The sequence below is a fragment of the Candidatus Omnitrophota bacterium genome (assembly GCA_028707125.1).
Taxonomy (GTDB): domain Bacteria; phylum Omnitrophota; class Gorgyraeia; order Gygaellales; family JAQTUX01; genus JAQTUX01.
Genome location: JAQTUX010000001.1, coordinates 1,177,881 through 1,199,806, shown reverse-complemented (window position 1 = coordinate 1,199,806; position 21,926 = coordinate 1,177,881). Strand labels below are relative to the sequence as shown.

At 50.1% G+C, this 21,926-nt stretch carries 14 protein-coding genes; all 14 read left to right on the top strand.

Translation table 11 applies throughout. The features are described from left to right. The first annotated feature begins 67 nt into the window (after positions 1-67). A complete protein-coding gene (locus PHR44_05965) occupies positions 68-2,284 on the top strand; it encodes a hypothetical protein (protein ID MDD4910208.1) in 2,217 nt (738 codons plus the stop codon). 3 nt (positions 2,285-2,287) lie between these two features. Then, the gene (locus PHR44_05960) at positions 2,288-9,850 is read left to right on the top strand and encodes a SpvB/TcaC N-terminal domain-containing protein (protein ID MDD4910207.1); all 7,563 of its coding nucleotides are present in this window, start codon (positions 2,288-2,290) and stop codon (positions 9,848-9,850) included. Positions 9,851-9,963: 113 nt separating this feature from the next. Next, positions 9,964-10,338, top strand: a complete 375-nt coding sequence (locus tag PHR44_05955) for a hypothetical protein (protein MDD4910206.1) — start codon at positions 9,964-9,966, stop codon at positions 10,336-10,338. A 230-nt stretch (positions 10,339-10,568) separates the two neighbouring features. Continuing rightward, on the top strand, positions 10,569-11,321 hold the full coding sequence (locus PHR44_05950; protein MDD4910205.1) for an SIMPL domain-containing protein: 753 nt from the start codon (positions 10,569-10,571) through the stop codon (positions 11,319-11,321). Between the two features lie 153 nt (positions 11,322-11,474). Next, the gene (locus PHR44_05945) at positions 11,475-12,371 is read left to right on the top strand and encodes an energy transducer TonB (GenBank protein ID MDD4910204.1); all 897 of its coding nucleotides are present in this window, start codon (positions 11,475-11,477) and stop codon (positions 12,369-12,371) included. Positions 12,372-12,386: 15 nt separating this feature from the next. After that, positions 12,387-13,601 carry a hypothetical protein gene (locus PHR44_05940; GenBank protein MDD4910203.1) on the top strand — a complete coding sequence of 405 codons (1,215 nt, stop codon included), beginning with the start codon at positions 12,387-12,389 and terminating at the stop codon, positions 13,599-13,601. A 150-nt stretch (positions 13,602-13,751) separates the two neighbouring features. Continuing rightward, on the top strand, positions 13,752-13,952 hold the full coding sequence (locus PHR44_05935) for a helix-turn-helix domain-containing protein (protein ID MDD4910202.1): 201 nt from the start codon (positions 13,752-13,754) through the stop codon (positions 13,950-13,952). Then, the gene (locus PHR44_05930; GenBank protein MDD4910201.1) at positions 13,900-14,544 is read left to right on the top strand and encodes a lysophospholipid acyltransferase family protein; all 645 of its coding nucleotides are present in this window, start codon (positions 13,900-13,902) and stop codon (positions 14,542-14,544) included. The genes PHR44_05935 and PHR44_05930 overlap by 53 nt, the downstream gene beginning before the upstream one ends. Continuing rightward, positions 14,537-16,105 (top strand): SRPBCC family protein, encoded by a 1,569-nt coding sequence (locus tag PHR44_05925; GenBank protein ID MDD4910200.1) that lies wholly within the window; start codon positions 14,537-14,539, stop codon positions 16,103-16,105. Before PHR44_05930 ends, PHR44_05925 begins: the two co-directional genes overlap by 8 nt. A gap of 35 nt (positions 16,106-16,140) precedes the next feature. Further along, positions 16,141-17,409, top strand: a complete 1,269-nt coding sequence (locus PHR44_05920; protein MDD4910199.1) for a GMC family oxidoreductase — start codon at positions 16,141-16,143, stop codon at positions 17,407-17,409. Continuing rightward, positions 17,406-19,586: an ATP-binding protein gene (locus PHR44_05915; GenBank protein ID MDD4910198.1), complete on the top strand. Its 2,181-nt coding sequence runs from the start codon at positions 17,406-17,408 to the stop codon at positions 19,584-19,586. Before PHR44_05920 ends, PHR44_05915 begins: the two co-directional genes overlap by 4 nt. Before the next feature lie 3 nt (positions 19,587-19,589). Beyond that, a complete protein-coding gene (locus PHR44_05910) occupies positions 19,590-19,970 on the top strand; it encodes a response regulator (protein ID MDD4910197.1) in 381 nt (126 codons plus the stop codon). Continuing rightward, complete coding sequence (gene fabG, locus PHR44_05905; protein ID MDD4910196.1) at positions 19,963-20,706, top strand: 3-oxoacyl-[acyl-carrier-protein] reductase; 744 nt, start codon at positions 19,963-19,965, stop codon at positions 20,704-20,706. Before PHR44_05910 ends, fabG begins: the two co-directional genes overlap by 8 nt. Further along, the gene (locus tag PHR44_05900; GenBank protein MDD4910195.1) at positions 20,703-21,926 is read left to right on the top strand and encodes a beta-ketoacyl-[acyl-carrier-protein] synthase family protein; all 1,224 of its coding nucleotides are present in this window, start codon (positions 20,703-20,705) and stop codon (positions 21,924-21,926) included. The genes fabG and PHR44_05900 overlap by 4 nt, the downstream gene beginning before the upstream one ends.

The window sequence follows — 21,926 nt, the reverse complement described above, 5'->3', positions numbered from 1 at the left end:
GGGAAAGCGGAGCTCTACATTGGTTAACAAGACAAAAAGGCCCATGATTTGTAATTATAAGACAGGAATGATCTGTGTATTCCTGTCTTTATTTTTTCTCTGTCCTGCCTTTGCCGCTTCGCCCGTGAACGTCTCTGTAACTCCATCCTCGGGCACATTTGAGATCGACAGGGCCTATACCTTTACTGCTACGTATCAGGATGAGGATGGGGTAAACGATATTCGCTTCGCTGAATTCCTCATCAAAGATGGTTCTGCCTCAATACGGCTTGTTTACAGGAATACAAACAACCGTCTTTCTCTTGTGGGAGATAACGGCCAGTGGCTTGCCGGCTATGCCCCCGGCTCAAACAATACCATTTCCAACAGCTATGTAACCCTGGATTGCCGGGCTACGGCTATAGACAAGAATACCCCCAATACCCTGATAGTACGGTGGTCGCTTAGCTTTAAAAGCGCCTTCGCAGGCGCGAAATCCATTTATATGGCAGTAACAGACAGGGATCCGGGAAGATTTGTGGGCTGGTATAAGCCGCCGCAAGGCGAAATAACCATACCCGATCCTCCTCCTGTGGTGTCCCTGTATATCCCTTCCGGCGATATCAGCGTAGGGAGGGAATATGTGTTCAGGTCTACGGCAACCGGCGCGGCCCAGATAAGAAGAGCGCATTTTCTTATAGGTTCCGATCCCTCGGATGCCAACGCGGTAAATGCCTACTATGACAGGTTAGAGAATAAGCTGTATCTGCGCAGTGATGCCGGAAGCAGCTTTCTGGGCAGCAACGTATCTGTGGAGAATTCCCGCGCGAGGTTTAGCGCTGTTCTGGCAGACGGCGGCGCTATATACAGCTTAAACAATGGGAACCTGCTTGTGAGCTGGCGCGTTGTCTTCAAGCCCGGTTTTACCGGCGTAAAGAAGTTGTTTGCGGCGACTACTACTTATTCCGGAGCGTTTTCCGGCTGGGCAGAAGCCGGCAGCATCAACATAGAGCCGGCCGACGACACCGATGCGCCGTCTTTGGCTGAAGGGGTAAGTTTTTCACCTGAAAGGCCGTTTACAGATACCCCGGTTACTATGAGCAGCGCCTTTTTTGACGTAAACACAGCCGAGGACATTATAATTACAGATGTTAAGATAGGAGACGGTGATAATGCCTTCTATCTGGCTTACGAGCGCCAGAGCAATATCCTTAAGATCTCCGGGATAGGAGGGCAGGCAAGGTGGCTTGGAAGCTACGCTGCCGGCTCGGATAATATACTGGAGAACGATTATGTGAAAGTGCTCTGTGCCGGGACAGGCGCGCGCGTAGAGGGCGACGGCAAGAGGCTGATCATAAGCTGGAGATTGATATTCAAGCAGCAATACGCAGGCAGGAGAAACGTATATCTTTCCGTTACCGACAGTATTGACAGGCAGGATTACTCCTTGAAGGGCACGGCGGAAATATCGCTCACCCCGCAGATCGACTTAGGCAGGGCGGTCGCGTCCGGCGCCGCTTCCTATTACAGCTTTAACGCCTCTTCGGGCGATAGATTCCTCATAGCGTCGGCATCTTCCGCGGAAATTTACGGCCCTCTGGCAAACAGCATCAGCCCTTCTGTCGGAACATTCACAGCCGGCTCAGACGGCCAATATATATTAGGTATACCTGCCGGAGCGGGGTTTACCCTTCAGCGGCTCAACAGCCCCGGGAATACAAGTGAGGTGTCGGCAGGGGATACCGAGGCAGCCATATCTCTGGCAGGCGAGATGGATTCTTACGTTATCAGCGGCCTTAACCCCGGGCAGGTCATTTCATTTGAGGTATCAAGCATTTCTCAGGGCGGCGGCTTTAACCCGGCGTTTATCCTGTATAACGAGCGCGGCGGCGCTGTCAGCTATACAGAGGGTTCATCTTTGACAGCGGCTGAAGGCAGGTATTTTCTGTATGTTTACGATGATGGTTATAATGATACGGGCAGCTACCGGATCTCTTTGCGCGGCTCAGTTCCCGATACGGGCGCAATAAGCTTTATTCCGCAAGACGCAGCTAAGTTCACGGAAGGGCAGGCCGTAACGCTTTCCTCCTCGGCAACCGGTTCTGTCTTCGGCGTATTCAGCTTCCGTTTCTCCATAGACGATGAAGTTGTCCAGGATTTCTCAGGCGACAATGATTTTGAATGGCGTACTTCTGCGGCGGATATCGGCCGGCATACGCTGGGCGTTACCGCGCGCAGCTCCTCAGGAGAGGCATCAAAGGAGTCGGATATCTATATTGTACGGAATCCACCTGATCCCGAATAAGATATGAAGAAACCGTTGATCTTTAAGCCCATTTCACTGGTACTGATAGTAGCGCATCTGTTTGTGTTTTGCTTGCGCGATGCCGCGTACGCGAATGAGGCGCCTGCTTCCGCTGCGCCGTCTCCCGTGACCACAGAGGAACTTATGGGCTACGGCAGCGGCGAAAACATTTCGTCTTCCGGTTCACAGGCGCGGCCTCTTTCCATAGACGCTCCCGGCGCAGCGCCTATGCCGGAGAATCTGATCAAGAGTTTCCACCTTGACCCCTACAGCGGCTCACCGGTTATTTCTTTTCCTATATATGCCCCTGCCGGAAGGAAGGGTATCCAGCCCAATTTGGCATTAAGCTATTCCGCTTCATCAGGCAATGATCTGCTGGGCGTGGGCTGGAGAATGGATATGGGCTGCATTGAGCGCTCTACTAAGAAAGGCGTCCCCAAGTATGACTCTACAGATACGTTTATCTGTTCTTTGGGCGGGTCAGCTTCGGAATTAGTATCCGTGGGCGCCAACGAATACCGTTCGAGAATAGAGGGCGATTTTATGAAGTTCGCCTTTGACGGGACATCTTGGAGCGCCAGGGACAAGCAGGGCAATACCTATTATTTCGGTTTAGACAGCGTATTGAGCGATCGTTCACGCGAATACGAAGGCACTGATGTCTTCAGGTGGCGCTTAAGCGAGATCAAAGACATAAACGGAAATTACCTGTTTATCAAATACCTTGAAAACGGAAGCTTTGAGGTCAGGTATACCGGTAAGCCGGGAACAGACCGCGGCGGTTATGGAGACGCCAGCCAGGGGCTGAGCTTGCGGGTTGAGGCAGAGGTTGAGACAGAAGAAAGGGAAGACCCCATCGAGAACTACCGCAGCGGGTTCAAGATAGAGACCAGGCGGCGCTTAAAGGCCGTGAACGTTTACTCCAACACAGGGTTGATCCGTAAGTATGTCTTTGGCTACAAATATAGCAAAAAGACCGGCCGTTCGCTGTTAAGGACAGTCACAGAATACGGCTCCGACGGCACAACCGCCATGCCCGCGCTTACCTTTACTTATCAGGATAATCCCGAGCCCATATATAGCGTTTCCATCATTACTGACGATCCCACGAAAGGCGACAACCTCTGGAACTGCCGCTTTGACGGTGGATTTGACTATGGCCACGACAATTTTGGGCCTGTGCCCGGGCCTGCCTTTGAGCCGGTATTTGGTGTAAAGTGGGTAGAGGGGCCATATGTCAAATCTTCCGGCAGCTGGTCAAACGGAAGCTGGAGTATTGAGTCCAACGGAAACCTCCATTTCTCCAGTTCGCAGGATGCGGCTAATTGGTTCTGGACTTATGTCTACGTAAAGCAGCCAAAGACACTTAACGTGCCGCTCAGGGGTATTGACGCGGTCTGGCTGAACGGCGACTATTCTCGCAGCGTTGCCGGCGAGCCGTGGCATTTAAAAGAGGGCTATAACCTTATTGAGATCACCGCGTATAATCAACACGAAAGTATTAATTGCGACCTGAATTACGCCCTTGCGGATAACGTTGATCTGATGAATTCTACGCAGGTAATCCTGCCTCAGCTCTCCTGCGATTTTAACGCCGACGGCCTGGCAGACGCGGGTACGTTCATCCCTTCTTCCGGCAAGGTGATGGTGTCATTATCCAACGGCACGGCATTCCTTCCCAAAGAGGCGTGGATTGAGGACTTTGCCAAAGACGGCAGACTTCTTTTAGGCGACTTTAACGGCGACGGCAGGACAGATGCCGCAGGCATCAGTTCTACCGGAGGCAGCATGAGGCTTGCCTTATCGGACGGCAAGAAGTTCGTTGACGCGGGGGTGCGGCTTTCGGGGATGGATAGGGATTGGCAATACGGCACAGGCGACTTTAACGCCGACGGACTGACGGATGTCTGCGTTTTCTATAAGTCGGGAGGCAAGCTTTATTCTAAATACGCCGTTTATATAGGCGGCGGCCTGGAGATACTTCCTACTGAGCGCGAGGCGGGAGGCGAGAACGATATTCCCTTTACAGGCGACTTTAACGCCGACGGCCTGGCAGATATCGGTTCCTTTAATTATGACAGCGGAAACTGGCAGATAGCCCTGAATACCGGCCAGTTGGATTCGCAGTTCAGGGATCTGGAAGTTGTTTCCGGATTCGGCGCGAAGAAAAACTTTGTGGTCTCCGACTTTAATTCAGACGGGCTGACCGATATCGGCTATTATGATTATTCTACCGGCAGGATGTTTTATAAGCCGTCAAAAGGGCTGTGTTTTGGCGATATAAAGGAAGTAAACCTCTATGTTATTTTCAGCGATCCCACATCGCAGATCCAGTCGGCGGATTATAACGGCGACGGCCTGACCGACTTCTTCGCCTACGGCGCTTCGGGTAATTTAGAGCTGGCGCTGTCACAGGGAGAGTTTCCTGATCTGCTTCGCAAGGTAGAGAATGGTTTGGGCGGATCTTTAGACCTTGAATACGGGGCTTCTTCGCGGTTTGACAATAAGGGCGGCGATGAGCAGACCGATCTGCCGTTTACGCTTCCTGTGCTTACGGCGAGTTTGGTTTCGGACGGCCAGGGGAGTTCTTACAGGACGTCCTATTTCTACGCGGGCGGGCTTTACGATATCCCGGATAAGGACTTCCGCGGCTTCGGTTACGTTAAGACGACCGACGCGGAAGGCAATTACACAGAAACATACTTTGAGCAGGGAGAAATATTAAAAGGCAGGGCCAAAGAGGCGCTGACAAAGGACCCTTCAGGCAACATCTATTCCCGTCAGCTGACACAATGGCGGATAAAAGACGTCTCTTCAGGCGGCGATGTTAATGAGGCCGATGCTGTAGCAGGCAGAAGCTATCTGCCTTACGCGGCGCGCCAGGATACCTATATATATGACGGCGCGGGATCTTCTCTGGTTAATACCGCTTCTACCACGGCGATCGCGCTTGAGAACGGACTGGTTTCCCGCGCGCAGGTTACTGAATTGGGCGACCTGTCTATTGGCTCGGATGACAGGATAACGCTGACGATATTTGACAATTCCAGGCGGGACAGATGGATAGTTGGCTTGCCGCACGAGGTAAATGTAATTTCAGATGACACTACCTGGAACAGGAAATCCGTCGCGTACAATTCTAACGGCCAGCCGTCATCCGAGGCGGTCACCTGCCACAACCCCCTGACAAACAGCGATACATTATACACTTCGGGCTATACGTATGATAATGGCCTGTCTTCATCAGATCCGCTCTATGCCGATTACGGCAACCTTGTAAAGACGACCGACCCTAAGGGGAATGTCACCACTACTATTTATGATAACACCTACCGCGCCTTTCCGGTTGAGGTGCGTAATGCCCTGGGCCACACAGTTAAGACCGAATACTACGGCGTAAATGAAAGTAACGGTTTCGGCTTTGGCCTGTTCGGCCAGGTAAAGTCCACCACCGACCCCAACGGCCAGACGACCAGGAACATCTACGATAAGCTCGGCCGGCTCTGGAAGGTAGTCGGCCCAAATGATACCGAGGAGTATCCCGCAGTTTCTTATGAATACCGGCTGGACACCAGCCCGGTCAAGGTCATAAAGAAGGTAAAATATTCTTCTCAACCGGCCGGCTATTATCACTCTTACTCATTTTTTGACGGCCTGGGCCGCCTGATGCAGGAGAAGTCGCCGGCGAACGAATCAGGCAAACAGGTGGTTTCAGGCAGGGTGGTTTACGACGCGGCAGGCAGAGCCAAAGAGAAATACCGGCCCTACTATGTCCGCTCCAGCGCCCAGCTTAACAGAGACGTCATCTCCGATATCACCAAGGTCGTCTATGACTATGACCCCGCGGGCAGAATAAGCCGGGTTACCAATCCCGATGGGACGTACGTATCAACCGCGTATAACGGCTTAGAGGTGACCGTGACCGATGAGGCAGGCCGTTATAAGACCACTGTATCCGACAGCTTCGGCAGGGTGGCCCAGGCGCGGGAATTTAATGAAGGCGCGCAATACACCACCAGGTATGTTTATGATCCACTGGGTAACTTAACCGGGATTGTTGATGATCAAGGCAATACCACGCGAATAACCTACGACTCCCTCGGCAGAAAACTCTATATGAACGACCCGGATATGGGGGAGTGGCGTTATGAATATGACGCGGCCGGCAACCTTATGAATCAGACCGACGCGAAAGGCCAGGTGTTAAGATTTGACTACGATGCCCTGAACCGCCTGACCAGAAAATATACCGACTCAACAATATTAGCGGCGTACGCCTACGATGATTCTTCCAAACAAAATTGCATCGGCCGGCTTTCCCGCGTGACCTATCCATCCGGCTCAACTGATTTCTTCTATGACAACCTGGGCAGGGAAGTCAAGTCGCTCAAGTCAATAGACGGCGTTTCGTATACGGTTGAACGCGCCTACGACCCGCTTGACCGGCTTACTTCAGTGATCTATCCCGATTCATCGCGCGTATGGTATGCCTACGGCCCGCAGGGAGCCGTGCACGTTACCGGGAACGGCTCCGAAGCCGGTAACCGTAATATAAATCCCGGACAGCCGCCCGATGTCGCGTCTCTGCCTGATACATACGCCAATCCCGACAGCTATACGCGGCTGCAGCTGGGATTTGACGGCAGCCAGGGCGACACATTTACCTTTGACGACCTGGGTAATCCGGTGGCCTTCTCTGGCAACGCCTATATAGATACCCAGGAGCAGAGATTCGGCAGCGGCTCGCTTCTATTAGACGGGAAGGAAGGAAGCTATCTTTCAATAACCGACAACGAGGGCTGGAATTTTGGCAGCGGTGACTTCACCATAGATTTCTGGGTCAAGTTTAATACTATGGCGTCCTCCGTTACGATCGCCCAGCAAACCGACAGTGATTACAAAAACCTTTGGTATATTACTCTCAATCCGCCGGCAGGGAACGCGGGCTTTAGCGCGCTGTCCGAAGGGGTTTACGCGGGCGACTTTGTAGGTTCCGGTTTTAACGTCACCACTGATACCTGGTATCATTTCGCGGTGGTAAGGGACGGGAGCGCCTGCCGTATGTTCCTGAACGGAGCCGCGCTTAATGTGACGGCGTATAGTCCTTTTGGGACAATGCCCGATTCCAACGCGCCGCTAAAGATCAGCGTGGATATGGAAGGCAAGCATCACCTTGACGGCCGGCTTGATGAATTCCGCGTCTCAAAAGGCATTGCCCGCTGGAACTCAAACTTTACCCCGCCCGGCCAGGAGCGCATTGCGGAAGATACAACGTCAGTTTCTAACATCCCCCAGGGAACCATTGTCCAGAATGTCATTTATCACTCTACAGGCCAGATCAAGAGCATTACCTATGGTAACGGCGCGGTTACCGATTACGCCTACGACAATATGCTGCGGCTTTCAGATATATCAACAGAGTCCAGCGCCGGCACGCTCCAAAGTTTGCATTATGATTTCTACAACGACGGCAATATAAGCAACATAACCGACAACAAGAACCGCTCTTTTGATCAGTCCTTTACCTATGATGACCTGGGCCGGCTCACGCAGGCGCAAGGCGCCTACGGCGTAAAGTCCTATGATTACGATTCCATAGGCAACATCATTGAAAAAGACGGCCTGACATTCACCTACGACAGCCGCAACAAGCCCCACGCGGTAAGGGCGCTTTCCGACGGCACGGAGTTTGAATACGACGCCAACGGCAACATGACGGTCAAGGCAGGCCAGAACTTCATCTATGACATAGAGAACCGGCTCACCTGTATAGAGAGAGGAGCGTTTGACGACGGGATAGACACCTATGAGCTGCATCAGGGCTGGAACCTCATTTTCTTCCCGCGTCTGCCGGAAGACAGCCGTATAGACCAGATCTTCGCGCCGATAAAAGGAGAATTTGACCAGATCTCCCGCTACAATACCAGCACGCAAAGCTACGAGCACTACGTGGGTATCGCGAAATTCAATGACTTTGAGGCACTGGAAGTTAACAGAAACTATTATGTCTACGTTACCTCTTCAAACGGCGCCGCCCTTACTGTTACCAGCCAGCCGGTTTCTACGCTGGAGACCCTCGCTTCTTACGCCTACGACGGCGACGGCGGAAGGGTGAAGAAGACAGCAGGGGACATAGCTACCAAATATGTTGGTTCTCTATATGAGATTACCACAGGTTCAGGCAATGGTGATAATTCCATTGTTAGGGCTATTTCAGCGGCTTTATTGACGAAACGTACTAAACATATCTTTTTGGGAAGCAACCGTATCTGCACAATAACTAGCTCACCACTGCAAGATAATATTGAAGGTACCAACGAAGTAATTTCATATTTCCATAGCGATCACCTCGGCTCCTCCAGCGTCATCACCAATAACAGCGGTGCGATTGTCCAGGAGGCCCACTACGCACCGTATGGAGAGTTTGTTTCCGGCTCGCCAACCCCTGACGACAGATCAGTCGCCGCTAACCGCTACTACAACGGCAAAGAGCTCGACCAGAGCGGGTTGTATTACTACGGCGCCCGCTACTACGACCCAACCATCGGCCGCTTCACCCAAGCGGATACCATAGTCCAGGATTCCTACAATCCGCAAACCCTCAACCGCTACTCCTATTGCAATAACAATCCGATCAACCTGGTTGATCCGACAGGTCATGGGTGGTTTAAGAAGCACTTCGGTAAGTTTTTCGGTATCATAGCTGGAATCCTTGGTACTCTCCTTACCGGCAACATGATGTTTGGCTTCCAGCTGTTTAATTTGTTTAATTCCTTCGGTAATGCGGTCAACACCGGGAACTGGGGTGGTTTTGCAGGTGGGTTAGCAGGCGGTATCTTAGGCGGGATGGCGGGTGTTGGTTGGGCCACCGGCATAGCGAAAGGCCTTGGCGAATCAACTTATACCTTTGGCGGTGGTTTCCTCATCGGCGCCGCTGAGATGGGAACCGCGGGTTTTGGCGGTGCCTTCGGTGAGACATTGGGTTCAGGTGGAAGCTTTGGTGATGCAATGAAAGCCGGTGGTATCGGCTTTGGCATAGGTGCGATAACCGGCGGTTTAATTGAGGGTTCCTATTTAGGCGGCTATCAGACTTTTGCGCACGGATTATCCGTAGATCATTTTGTAAGTCAAGGTGTCTTACCGCCAATTGTATCCCCACCTGTTGGCGCTGGCGCAGGAGCTATCCCCCAAGCTGGCTTAGCAGCAGAGGCAACTGCTTCAACAGCGCGCAGCACAAAGAGGTATGGTTGGGGGAGATATTTGCATGGGACCGATAAGGTATCAGCGGCGCTTATTAGAAAATCTCCTTGGGGATTGAACCCTGATTCTTATGTTACGCTCCACAATGCTATCGATCCAGCTACAGGAAAAATGGCGATGAGACTGAATCCAGCCGAGTTTAGGAGGTTTGTAAGTCAACCACGCGCCGGTGTTGGAGAGTGGTTTGTTGATGTGTTAGCACCGAATAATGCTGTATTTAGATTGCCTAATACAGGAGGAGGCGCCCCTCAATTCCAAATACATGGAGAAAATAGAGTTATAGATGCCTATCCTAATCCAAACTAAAAATGCCAGAGAAAATATTGCATTGTTATCACTGTAATTCGTCTTTTAATTTTGAATTTGCTCACGCTGGTTTTGGCGACGAGATATTCTTTTATTGTGACCAATGTGGGATAGTGGCTACCGTAGATACATATAGCGAAGAAATGTCCAAGGGTAGATTCTATGAAAAATATATTTTAGGGAGAAAGTATAATACACATAGAAAACAAGACTTAGCTATATTTGAAGAAAATATCAAGAAAATGAAGATAGCGATCTCCAAGGGTTTACAGCCATGTTCCTGTGGTGGAAAATTTACAATAGATGCAATCCCACGATGCCCAGTTTGTAACAAAGAATTAGAATGGGATAAAGTAGTTGATGAAATCGATAGTAATTCTGATAGTGTCACCCCTCGTTATTTCAAAAAAATTCTCAAAAAAGGCTGGCATGATATTTATTATTTTGTCTTTAATGGCAGACAAATAAGAAATAATTGGAAAAAATGAGGGAGGCAATCCTAATAAAATAGCACCCCAGACGTTTTACATAACTATCCACAGCTATGAGAGTTAGGCACAAATATTGACATGAATTTTGCCAGAAAATAGAAAAATAGTGTCGTTTCTGCGTAGTCGATTATCATGATTTAAGTTACAGATAAATTCTCGTTCTTTGGTGTGTTTTGAGTTGGAGTTGTGTAGGTAGATAGTGAGGAATAGAGAGAGGGGGTAAAAAGATGAAGAAATACATGATGGTCGGCGTATTGACTTTATTTATCGCCGCGTTGTCATATACAGCTTACGCTGCTTCTGAATGCAATACAAGGTGCTGTGACGAGGAGTATCCCAAGTTGATAGTTGAGGGCCAGGGAGAAATTGAAGTAATCGCAGACAAGGCCTATTTTAATATAAGGATGAGGGCTGAGGAGAAGAAATTAGAGCGCGCCTTTGAAGTAAGTACGGAAAGAATCAATTCCATACAGGAAACGCTGACATCTTTCGGGGTGAAAAAAGAAGACATAAGAAATCTGGGATATGTCTATTATCCTTTATACGAAGGCAAAAGGATTTTTAGCACCATAGCCAGGCCAACCAGCTACGAGGTCATTCATAATCTCAAGATAACTTTATATAAACTTGATGATTTAGGAAAGATATTGGCGCGTCTTGCCGACATAGCCGAGACCACTGTTAGCGGCCTTACATATACCGCTACCAACGTTGAGCAGTTAAGGATAGATGCCCTAAAGAAGGCAGCGGATAATGCCAGGCAGAAGGCGTTGCAATTAGCTGAAGGTAGCGGCGCCACCTTAGGCAAAGTTTTAAAAATACAAAGCGGCGTAAGCGACGGCTATGATTTTCTCAGGGAAGAACAACTGGCTGATTCCTTTGCTAAGAGAGCGATTGCCAAAGCAGAAATAGCTCCGCAGATTGAATCGGGATACCTGAAAATTACCGCTAATTGCACTGTGATTTATTCTGTTGAGTAAGAGTAAATAGGGACTAAACAGAGATGGCAAAAGAAAGGATATATGCGTCCATATAAGATAATCACTACGATGCTTTTAGCTCTATTTCTTAGTGGGTGTGCTACATCTATTAAGTATGCTTTTGATAAGGGCCTTTACAAGAAAGATCAGCCGATGGAATATAAGGTTCTGGTTGACGTATTTGAAGACGCGAGGCCCGCAGGAGAGCGGTCCGGGACTGGCAACAGAAAGGGCTTTATATATACAAATGATAAGATGTTTAGGGATAACGTTGATGTGCAGATTTCTAAGATGCTTGCAGAGCATCTGAGAAAGGCCAGGGTATTTACCTCAGTAGAGTTTAGGGATATAAATCTGGAAGATGCGGCGATGTTAAATAAGGATGGCGTAGAGTTAGTTATAGATGGCGATATCAGGCATTTCTATGGGTTCCAAAAAGGAGCGGCAGGCGCATCCGTATTATTTGGTATGGTAGGTGTGCTTGCTGAAGCAATGGCTAATCCCAAGACAGTTGGGGCTGATGTCGAATATGGCAATATCAGAGTTATTGATGTCGCTGGCAGAAGGATTCTATGGGAGGGTAATGTCAGGCATAGCTTTGAAGATAAGGATGTCTTTTATGATGGTCCGGCTGCGTATGCAGTACGCGCATTGAAGGAAGCGAATAATAAATTTGTCCAGGAGTTAAGGATACCGTTAGGCCGCAGCGGATATGAGAAGATGCAGACAGTAGAACCCATCAGTACCGTAGGGTCTACACTTACGCCAACCATAGTTACGTATATGGACTATTATAAAATATTACATGATATGATAGGTAAAGCGTTGGTTAAGCCCCTTGACTCAGGCAGCGGCGTGGTGAACGCGGCATTTACTTTATCTTCTGATGGAGATTTGGTAGATGTGGAGATATTAAACGGCTCAACCGATGACGTTGCTTTACGAGGCGCGGTTGTAACGGCGATTGAGAAGTCAGCGCCGTTTCCGGCGTTTCCCGCTGATATAACCGAAGCAAGCAAGAGATTCACGATAAGCATAGAGTTTAAATAAGGAGGAACTCAGATAATGAAGAGAATATTGATAGCTGTATTCCTTTATTTTGGGATGACAGGCACGCTTACTGTTTTTGCTGCAGAGCCGATACGACATAAGATGGAGTTGGGCACAGAAATATCTCACATTACCTATGAAGAACCCGGTGTCATGGAGGAGAAGGGCGTATTCTACGGAGTGGCAGGTTCTTATACATATCGTGATGCATTGTCTTTGCCTGTCTCAAATGTCAGTAGTTATATGTTAAAAGTGGAAGGCAGGTTTGCCGCTGGTGAGGTGGATTATACTTCTTCAAGCTCGGGCAGCATAGATGATATTGATGATTATTTGTGGGAAGCCAGGGGATTAGCAGGGTATGACTTTTCTTCATCGTATACAACCAGTGTTATTACGCCTTATACAGGTATAGGATATAGATATCTGAACGATGATGGCGCCGGAAAGATCAGCACAACTGGCGGCGCTTTTTATGAAAGGGAATCAAATTATTTATATAGCCCCATAGGTATAGAGATCGCCGCTAAATTGGAGGATGGATGGTCTATAGGCGGTTTATTTGAGTATGATTATTTTTGGTGGGGTAAACAAAAGAGCCATATGGGTATTCTGCCCGGGTACTATGACATTGAGAATGATCAGGAGAAAGGTTATGGCTTAAGAGGATCTCTAAAGCTTAAAAGGGAAGGCAAGATAGTGGATTTTATAATAGAGCCCTTTATACGATATTGGGATATTAAAGATTCGGAAGTTACTATTGATCCTGATGGGGATGGGTGGATTGAACCGGAGAACAATTCCACAGAATACGGCTTAGGATTTAAACTGGTCTACGCTTGGCCTGATAGCAGGATCGAAGAAAGGCAAAAAAGCTCCCATGAGAGAACTGACTACGAATATTCACGCCAATATGACGCTTATGTCGCAGAATCACGCCAGGACGCATACAGGAGAACAGCCGGATACAGCAATGCCTCCGATTATTACAACGCCGTCAAGGAGCAGCTGGCTGAGTATGCCTCGAGGGGATATGTATCCGCGAGAGGCAAGGTAGACATAGATTTCACCATTGCTTCAGACGGCAGCGTAAAAGAGGCCTACGCTTATGCGGATGACCCCGAACTGCAGGATTTTGCCAGGGAGGCCGTGATCAACGCCGCGCCTTACCCGCGGATACCCGAATTCTTAAACCGCGACGAGATCAGTTTTAATTCCGCCATAGTGTTTTAAATTCCGCAGCAAACAGCAAGAAATCTAATCCAATAATTTTACCTCTTGACATAATAGCGCCCGTCCTCTATAATTATTATCTCATATAATATGTTTAGGTATGTTTAGGTTGGGGTGGATATGTCAAATAATAAAATATCAAAACAGATAATGACAACTAAGGACGTGGCGGAATTCCTTAACATTCACCCATTGACTGTACAGCGTATGGCAAGGCAGGGCAGGATCCCGGCGTTTAAGATCGGGGCGGATTGGCGGTTCCAACGCAAGTCGTTGGAACGATGGATGCAGGAAAAGATTGAGTATCATACCACCGGCAAAGAGCGGCGGAAGGCAGAACAACAACTTTAGTATGTGGTATTGGATATTCAGGGATTTAGGGTTTATTATACTCAAGGTGTTTTTCCGGCTTAAGATAGAGGGCAGGGATAATATACCGAGGAAGGGGAATTTTATCGTAGTGGCAAACCACGTAAGTTTCCTTGACCCGTTTATTGTGGGCGCGGCAATACCGAAAAAGATCTACTGGATCGCCTTAAGGCAGTTCCATTTTATGCTGGGCTTGCGTTGGTTTATGCGCAGGCTCAAAACGCTGGCGAGCGGGAGCTCTTCAAAGCACGCGGTAGACCTGTTGTTCCACGACAGGAATGTCGGGCTCTTTCCCGAAGGCACGCGCACGCGCGACGGCAAGATGAGGCCGTTCAGAAGGGGCGTGGCGCTTCTGGCGCTTAAGACCGGCAGGCCCATACTGCCCTGCGCCATCATGGGCGCCTTCGAGGCGTTCCCCAGAAGCGCGAAGTTCCCCAGGCTGCGCCCTATCAGGATCATGATAGGCAAGCCGCAATACCTTATGAAGATGCACCACGAGATAATAGATGATATTTATATGCAGGAATGTATCCATAAATTAAAAAATACAATAGAGGAGATGACGCATGGCTAAAGAGGAGGTAATGAAGATACGTTTATCAAAGGTGGTGCCTGCCCCGGAATGGAAGGTGATCCGCCTCATAACAAAGGTTGAGGATTTCCCCAGTTATATGGTGCATGTAAAAGAGGCGTCGGTCGTAGAGAAAAGCCGCAACAAGATGAAGACGAAATGGAGGGTTGAGGTCAACAATGTCCCCATAAGCTGGGTAGAGGAAGACACTCTTGATCTGAGGAATAACACCGTCCGTTTTAATGCCGTAGAGGGCGACCTGGAAGAGTTCAAGGGCGAGTGGATCTTCAAGAAGCACCCCGAAGGCACCGAGGTGATTGTGAATGTCCAGATAAGGGTGGGCATACCCGTGATCGCCGACTTCGCCGACGATTTTATAAAGAAGCTGGTCACGAGTAATTTTGAGGCGATCCTGGACGCGATGGAGCGCCGCCTGATATCTCTGCGTTACGCCAGTTTCAAGCACGGCGACAAAGACAAGGTGGCGGGTTTCGGGATCATCGGCCATCCCTATAATTATAACCACTGGCAGAAATACCTCCAGGCGCTCAAGCCCGATATCAAGATGCCTTCGCGGGAATTCCTCGGCCAGCTTTTCAACGTAGCGCCTTCTTTCAAGCTATACGATATTATGAACGTCAAGTCAAATGCCGGCGCGGTCACAAACGGCTGTTTTATCATCGCCACATTTATCCCCGATATGATAGAGAAGGATATGTGGTCCATATTCGCCAAGGTGGTCAGGGCCTGCAGGATCGCCGAGAAATACGGCGTGGGCATAGTCACTCTCGGCGGCTTTACCTCTATTGTGGCGGAGAGGATAGGGCAGGAGATCGCCAACGAGGTGGACGTGGCAGTGACGACGGGAAATACCTTTACCGCGGCAATGGCTGTTGAAGGCGTGCTCAAGGCCTCCCGTATGCTGGATCTGGACATCTCAGCCGCGAAGGCCACCGTTATAGGAGGCACCGGCGACATCGGAAGCGCCTGCGCCAGGGTGTTGTCGGAAAAGGCGGCGCAGGTGACCATAACCGGGCGCACAAAATCAAACCTCGCGAAGATGAAAAAGGAGCTGTCAAAGAAGAGAAAGGCAAGGATAGCGGCCACGACCGATAACGAGGCAGCCGTGAGGGACGCCGATATTGTTATCGCCGCGGCAGCAGCCAGCGCCTCCATTCTGAAGATAGAGTGGTTTAAGCCCGGCGCCATAATCTGCGACGTGGGATACCCCAAGAATATCTCTTACGCGCCGGTATCCAGGCAGGATGTGCTGATATTTTCAGGCGGCATGGCAAAGGCGCCCACGCCCATTCATATACCTATTGATATAGGGCTTCCGCCGGGAAACGTCCTCTACGGCTGTTTTTCCGAGGCGATCATTTTGGCGCTTGAGAAACGCTACGAGAATTTCAGTTTCGGCAGAGGAAACATCACGTCCGAAAAAATGGAAGAGATACGGTTGTTGGGCGCCAAACACGGCTTTGAGGTGTCTGATTTTTATTGGGGAGATAAATTAGTGGACGCCTCAATGGTAGGCAGGGTAAAAGAAACGATAAAGGTCTGAAGCGCGGGATATCTTAAGAGGGGTGGCTGATGAGGATGGATAGCGATATTGTCATCGTTGGTTCCGGTGTAGCAGGGTCAACTTTAGCCAGAGAGCTGGCGAAGAACGGCAGGAAGGTCCTGGTCGTGGAGAAGGGCCCTGATCTGGCTCGGAAGAAATTCGGTTCGCAATTTTACGCGGCAGTCAACCTGTACGATAGGTTAGGCCTGTTGAGCAGGAGCAGGCAAGGGGTTTTCTTTTATCGTTCCATAGCAGTAGGCGGCACCTCCCTTGTCAGCTGCGGTAACGGCGTCAGGGGGCTTGAGGCGGAATTCAAGAACCTGGGCATGGATCTGACGCAGGAGTTCCTTGAGGCCGAAAAGGAACTCGCTGTCACGCCGGTGCCGGACAGGTTTATAGGCAGAGGCACGAAAAGGATCATGGATGCGGCGGATAAACTCGGTTTTAAGATGATGCCTATGCCGAAGATCATTGATTTCAGGAAATGCGTTTCTTGCGGCAACTGTGTGCTGGGCTGCCGCACTACGGCAAGATGGAGTGCGCTTACTTATTTGAAAGAGGCGCGGGACAACGGCGCTTCTTTGCTCGCGGGCGCTGATATTACTAAAGTCCTTGTTTCCGAAGGCAGGGCCGCGGGAGTAGAAGGCCGCGGCAGGGCGGGAAGAAAGATAGAGATACGCGCCAACACAGTGATCCTGGCGGCGGGAGGCATCGGCACGCCGGTGATCTTGCAGAATTCAGGGATAGAGGCAGGCAGGAAATTGTTTTTAGACCTTTTTAACGTCACTATCGGGCTGACTAAAGACACAGGAATGGATAAAGAAGTAACGATGGCGGCGGTGAATATACAGGACGGTTTTCTTTTGTCACCCTTTATTGACTGCGCGCTTGCCTACGTATCCGTTTCGCCTTTCAGGCACATTCTGAAATTCAGGCATAGAGACAGGATGCTCGGGATTATGACAAAGATAGACGATGATCCGCAAGGCGGCGTGCGTAAAGACGGGGTAGTGGAGAAAACGTTGACCCCTGCTGATTTGTCCAAATTGAATAAGGGCGCCGAGATCTCAGGCAGGATATTGCTTGAGGCAGGATGCCTGCCGCGCACGATAGCCGTGACAAAGGTACGCGGGGCGCATCCCGGCGGCACGGCGGCCATAGACGAGGTGGTTGACAGGGAACTGGAAACGCGGATAAAAAGGCTTTTTGTCTGCGACGCGAGCGTATTGCCGAAAAGCCCCGGAGTGCCGCCCATCTTGACTATAATCGCGCTTGCTAAAAGATTCGCTAAACGGCTGAAATGAACCTTTACGGCATATCCAGTATATTAACGGCGATCACCAGTCTATCCATGGCGGTCTTTGTCTATGTCAAAGGCTACAGGACTAAACTGGCCAGGAAGTGGTCTATTTTTGCTTTCGCTACCTCTTTTTACGGGTTCGGGGCATTTATGGTCAGCCACGCCGAAAGCGCGTCAGAGGCATTTTTCTGGTGGCAGTTCGCTTATGTGGGGATCATTTTAATACCGTTCTCATTTGTATACCTTATTTATGAATTCCTGCACATTAAACATCCTCTTTTTATCAGATTCTTAGGGTTATGGGCTGTTATATTCCTGGTATCCGACATTTTCTTTAAGGGCCTTTTTATCAATAGCTGTACCTTATATTTTACGGACTTGAAGTGGGTCAAGCCGGTATATTTTGTTTATCCCGGCGGGCCGCTGCTTTATCTGTTCGTCATCTTTTACTTTGCCGGACTGGTGCTGTACGGCCATATTGAACTGGTAATAAATTATAAAAAGATGAGCGGCCTGAAGCGCGATCAGATCAAGTATTTTCTCTCTGCCGCCGCTTTGGGCTTCGCGGGCGGGGGGACGTCTTTCCTGCCCTGTTTCGGCCTGAACCTTTATCCCATTTTGAACTTTACCGTCCCCTTATACTTCTTTATGGTCACTTACGCCATACTCCGCTACCGTCTTATGGATATAAAGGTCGCCATTACCCGCACAGGGATCTTTATAGCGGTTTATACCTTGCTTTTGGGTATACCTTTTGCCCTGGCTTTGCGGCTTAAGGACCTCTTCGTCGCTAATTTCGGGGTAAATTGGTGGATACTGCCGTCGGGTTCAATAGCGGTCCTGGCTACGGTTGCCACCCTGGTTTATATTTACCTGCAGCGTAAAGCCGAAGAAGGCCTGCTTAAGGAGCAGAGGCGTTATCAGGAGATCTTAAAGCAGGCGGGGATGGGGATGACCCGGATCCACAGCCTGCAGGAGTTATTGCATTTTTTCGTGAATATTGTCATTCAGAACGTCCATATTTCTCATTCGGCGATATATTTATATGATAAAGAAGGCGGAAAGTTTGTTTTGAAGGCGGGGGGGAATTTGAAACAGGGTCAGCCCGCGTCCATAGGCAGAGAAACCCGGTTGATCAAATGCCTTGAAGACGGGCGCGAGCCGATAGTGCACGAAGAAATAAAGCGGGAAACAGAAGAAGATGTTGATTCCGGGCTTGAGAGTTTGGAAAAACAGTTGGAACTTTTGGACGCCGCCGTAGTCGTGCCCAGCTTTTCGGAAGATAAGCTGCTGGGTTTTCTTATATTGGGGGACAAGCTTTCTGAGAAGACCTATACGCAGGAAGATCTGAATGCCTTTTCTGTTCTGGCAAGCCAGGCCGCTTTAGCCATTGAGAACGCCCTCTTGTATGAGAACATAGAAGATCAGGTCAGGCAGAGGACCAGGGAGCTGGTTGAGGTGCAGAAACAGCTGGTCCAGGCGGAGAAACTGGCGACGGTAGGTACTCTGGCAGGCGGCGTGGCGCATGAGATCAACAATCCTCTGGCGGCGATACTGACCAACGTCCAGATGCTTTTAGCCGTAGATACAGGGATGGACAGGGAGTCCCTTGAGATCATAGAAGAGGCGACCAGGAGGTGCCGCACGATCGTGCAGAAGCTGATGGCCTACGGCAGGAAGCCGCTTGAAGCGGTAGATTTTTCCGAAGTGGATCTGTCGGATGTGTTCAAGAGCGTGATGAGTTTTATCGGCTATCAGCTGGAACAGGAGAACGTCAGGATCGTCGCCGACCTTAAGAAGGACGGCTATGTTGTCAAGGGCAATCCCAACGAACTGGAACAGGTATTGACCAATATAATCTTAAACGGCAGGGACGCCATAAGGAAGATAAAGAAAAGCGGGGACATCCGCGTAACATTATCCAGGAACGGCAAATGGGTCGCGATAGCCGTGGAGGATGAAGGCACAGGCATATCCAGGGATATACAACGGAAGATCTTTGACCCTTTTTTCACTACCAAGGACGTGGGAAAGGGGCTGGGGCTGGGCCTTTCCATATGCCAGTCCATTGTTGAAAAGCACAAAGGCACGATCAGCATTGATTCCGAGTTGAATAAGGGGACGGTTGTTACTGTCAGATTACCGGCAGCAAACGCGGCGGACGCCGGCAAGGGGAGGTAGCCGATGAGCAAGAACATCTTAGTCATTGATGATGATGAGCTGATAGTTAAAAGTTTGCGTAAATTACTCAGCAGCCAGGGCCACAACGCGACAGTGGTAAAGAGCGGAAAAGAGGCGATAGAGGAGGTCAAAAAAGTGGACTTCCATCTTATCATTTCCGATATCAGGATGCCCGATATAGACGGGATAGAGACGATCAGGCGGATCCGGGATTATTTGAAGGAGGCAGGCAAGAAACCCGTGCCCGAAATACTGATCACCGGTTACGCCGATGAGAGCAAATATAAAGAGGCGCTGGATTTGAAGGTCGCGGATTATATATTTAAGCCCTTTGATATAACCGAGCTGATCGATAAGGTCAAAAGGAACCTGGGCAATGATTAAAGGCAGGACAGCCATTATAAGCGGAGGCACGCGCGGCATAGGCAGGGCTATCGCTCTGGAGTTGGCCAAAGGCGGCGCCAATGTATCGTTCAATTACCTGCAAAGCGTGGATACCGCCGTTGAGCTTGAAAAAGAGATCGCGTCTTTGGGCGTAAAGGCAAAGGCATACCGGGTGGACATCAGGGATCTTGAAGCGGTGAAGCAGTGGGTCAAGGATACAAAGGAATATTTCGGCGCGCTGGATATCGTCATTAACAACGCCGGCATCACCAACGACAAGGCGCTGGCGCTTATGGCTAAGGATGACTGGCACAAGGTGATAGACACCAATTTAAACGGGGTGTTTAACCTTACGAATGCCGCGATAATTACGTTGGTAAAACAGAAAAGCGGCGATATTGTCAATGTTGCTTCGGTGACAGGCATATCCGGCATGCCTCGCCAGACCAATTATGCAGCCGCGAAGGCAGGGATGATCGGATTTACCAGGGCGCTGGCGCGGGAAGTTGCTGCCTACAACATAAGGGTAAACGCGGTCGCGCCCGGGTTCATTGAAACTGATATGACGAAGGAGTTGAAGGAGAAATACAGAGAAGAGATGCTGAAGAAGATCCCTCTGGGCAGGTTTGGCAGGCCGGAGGAAGTGGCAAAACTGGTGAGTTTTCTGCTTAGCGATAAGGCGGGATTCATTACAGGACAGGTCATAATCATTGACGGCGGAATGATAATGCGATGAAGAAGATAGTGATCACGGGGATCGGGGTTGTCGCGCCGAACGCGATCGGCAAAGATGAATTCTGGCAGGCATTAAGAGCCGGCCGTTCAGGCGTCAAGCCGATAACCTCTTTTGAAACGGGGTTCTTTAAGACCAAGCTCGCCGGCGAGATCAGCGGTTTTGAGGCGGAGAAGTTCCTGGGCGCGAAGGGTATCAGGAATATGGACAGGAGCACCAGGTTTCTTTGCGCGGCGGTAAAGATGGCGCTGGATGATTCGGGGCTTGTGATCAACGAAGAGAATACCCATGACATGGGTGTGGTAACGGCAACCACGTTATCTTCAATATGGAATGTTGCCGAATTCGGCAAGGAGATCGCGCAGGAGGGCGCCCAGTTCGTAAATCCCGCTATGTTCCCGGGCACGACGATCAACGCCCCTTCCAGCCAGGTATCCATCCGTTACAATATCAAGGGGTTCAACACTACCGTCTCCACCGGTTACACGGCAGGGCTGGACGCGTTGAAATACGCGCTTGATTTCATACGCCTTGGCCGCGCCAAGGCTGTATTGGTCTGTGGGGTTGATGGCTTGTCATTTCAGAGTTTTGTGGGATTTTACAAGATCGGCTTTCTGGCAGGCATTAAAGGCATTGAGGCCTCGTGTCCGTTTGACAAAAGGAGGAACGGCATAATCCTGGGAGAGGGGGCAGGCGTAGTGATAGTTGAGGATGAGGAACATGCCAGGGCGAGGAACGCCCGTATCTACGCGCGGGCGCTTGCCGCCGCGACGCTCTTTGACGCCTACCGCAGCGGAAAGTATCATCCTCGCGCTGAAGGCCTGAAAAGGACTATGACAGGCGTTATCAAGGACGCGGGCCTGCGGCCGCGGGACATCGGCTATATCTGCGCGTCGGCAAATTCCGTGCTCCAGCACGACCGCCTGGAGACCGAGGCTATCAAGGAGATCTTCGGAGACAGTGCCGGGGATGTGGCAGTGAGCTCCATCAAGTCAATGATAGGCGAGCCGGTAAGCGCCTCCGGCATCCTGCAGGTCGCGGCTTCGGTGGGAGCGATATCAGAGGGTTTTCTGCCGCCCACGATCAATTACGAAGAAAGGGACCCCGAGTGCGATCTGGATTATGTGCCTAATAAATGCAGAGAGCGGAAAGTAGGCGCCGTGCTTATAAATAACTTCGCCCCCGGCGGGAATAACGCGTCGTGTTTGATCGGTAAATACTAA

Excerpts from the sequence above, each read along its gene's own strand:
- PHR44_05965 (MDD4910208.1), top strand. The coding sequence starts at position 68 with ATGATCTGTGTATTCCTGTCTTTATTTTTTCTCTGTCCTGCCTTTGCC.
- PHR44_05960 (MDD4910207.1), top strand. The coding sequence starts at position 2,288 with ATGAAGAAACCGTTGATCTTTAAGCCCATTTCACTGGTACTGATAGTA.
- PHR44_05950 (MDD4910205.1), top strand. The coding sequence starts at position 10,569 with ATGAAGAAATACATGATGGTCGGCGTATTGACTTTATTTATCGCCGCG.
- PHR44_05945 (MDD4910204.1), top strand. The coding sequence starts at position 11,475 with ATGGAATATAAGGTTCTGGTTGACGTATTTGAAGACGCGAGGCCCGCA.
- PHR44_05940 (MDD4910203.1), top strand. The coding sequence starts at position 12,387 with ATGAAGAGAATATTGATAGCTGTATTCCTTTATTTTGGGATGACAGGC.
- PHR44_05935 (MDD4910202.1), top strand. The coding sequence starts at position 13,752 with ATGACAACTAAGGACGTGGCGGAATTCCTTAACATTCACCCATTGACT.
- PHR44_05925 (MDD4910200.1), top strand. The coding sequence starts at position 14,537 with ATGGCTAAAGAGGAGGTAATGAAGATACGTTTATCAAAGGTGGTGCCT.
- PHR44_05920 (MDD4910199.1), top strand. The coding sequence starts at position 16,141 with ATGGATAGCGATATTGTCATCGTTGGTTCCGGTGTAGCAGGGTCAACT.
- PHR44_05915 (MDD4910198.1), top strand. The coding sequence starts at position 17,406 with ATGAACCTTTACGGCATATCCAGTATATTAACGGCGATCACCAGTCTA.
- PHR44_05910 (MDD4910197.1), top strand. The coding sequence starts at position 19,590 with ATGAGCAAGAACATCTTAGTCATTGATGATGATGAGCTGATAGTTAAA.
- fabG (MDD4910196.1), top strand. The coding sequence starts at position 19,963 with ATGATTAAAGGCAGGACAGCCATTATAAGCGGAGGCACGCGCGGCATA.
- PHR44_05900 (MDD4910195.1), top strand. The coding sequence starts at position 20,703 with ATGAAGAAGATAGTGATCACGGGGATCGGGGTTGTCGCGCCGAACGCG.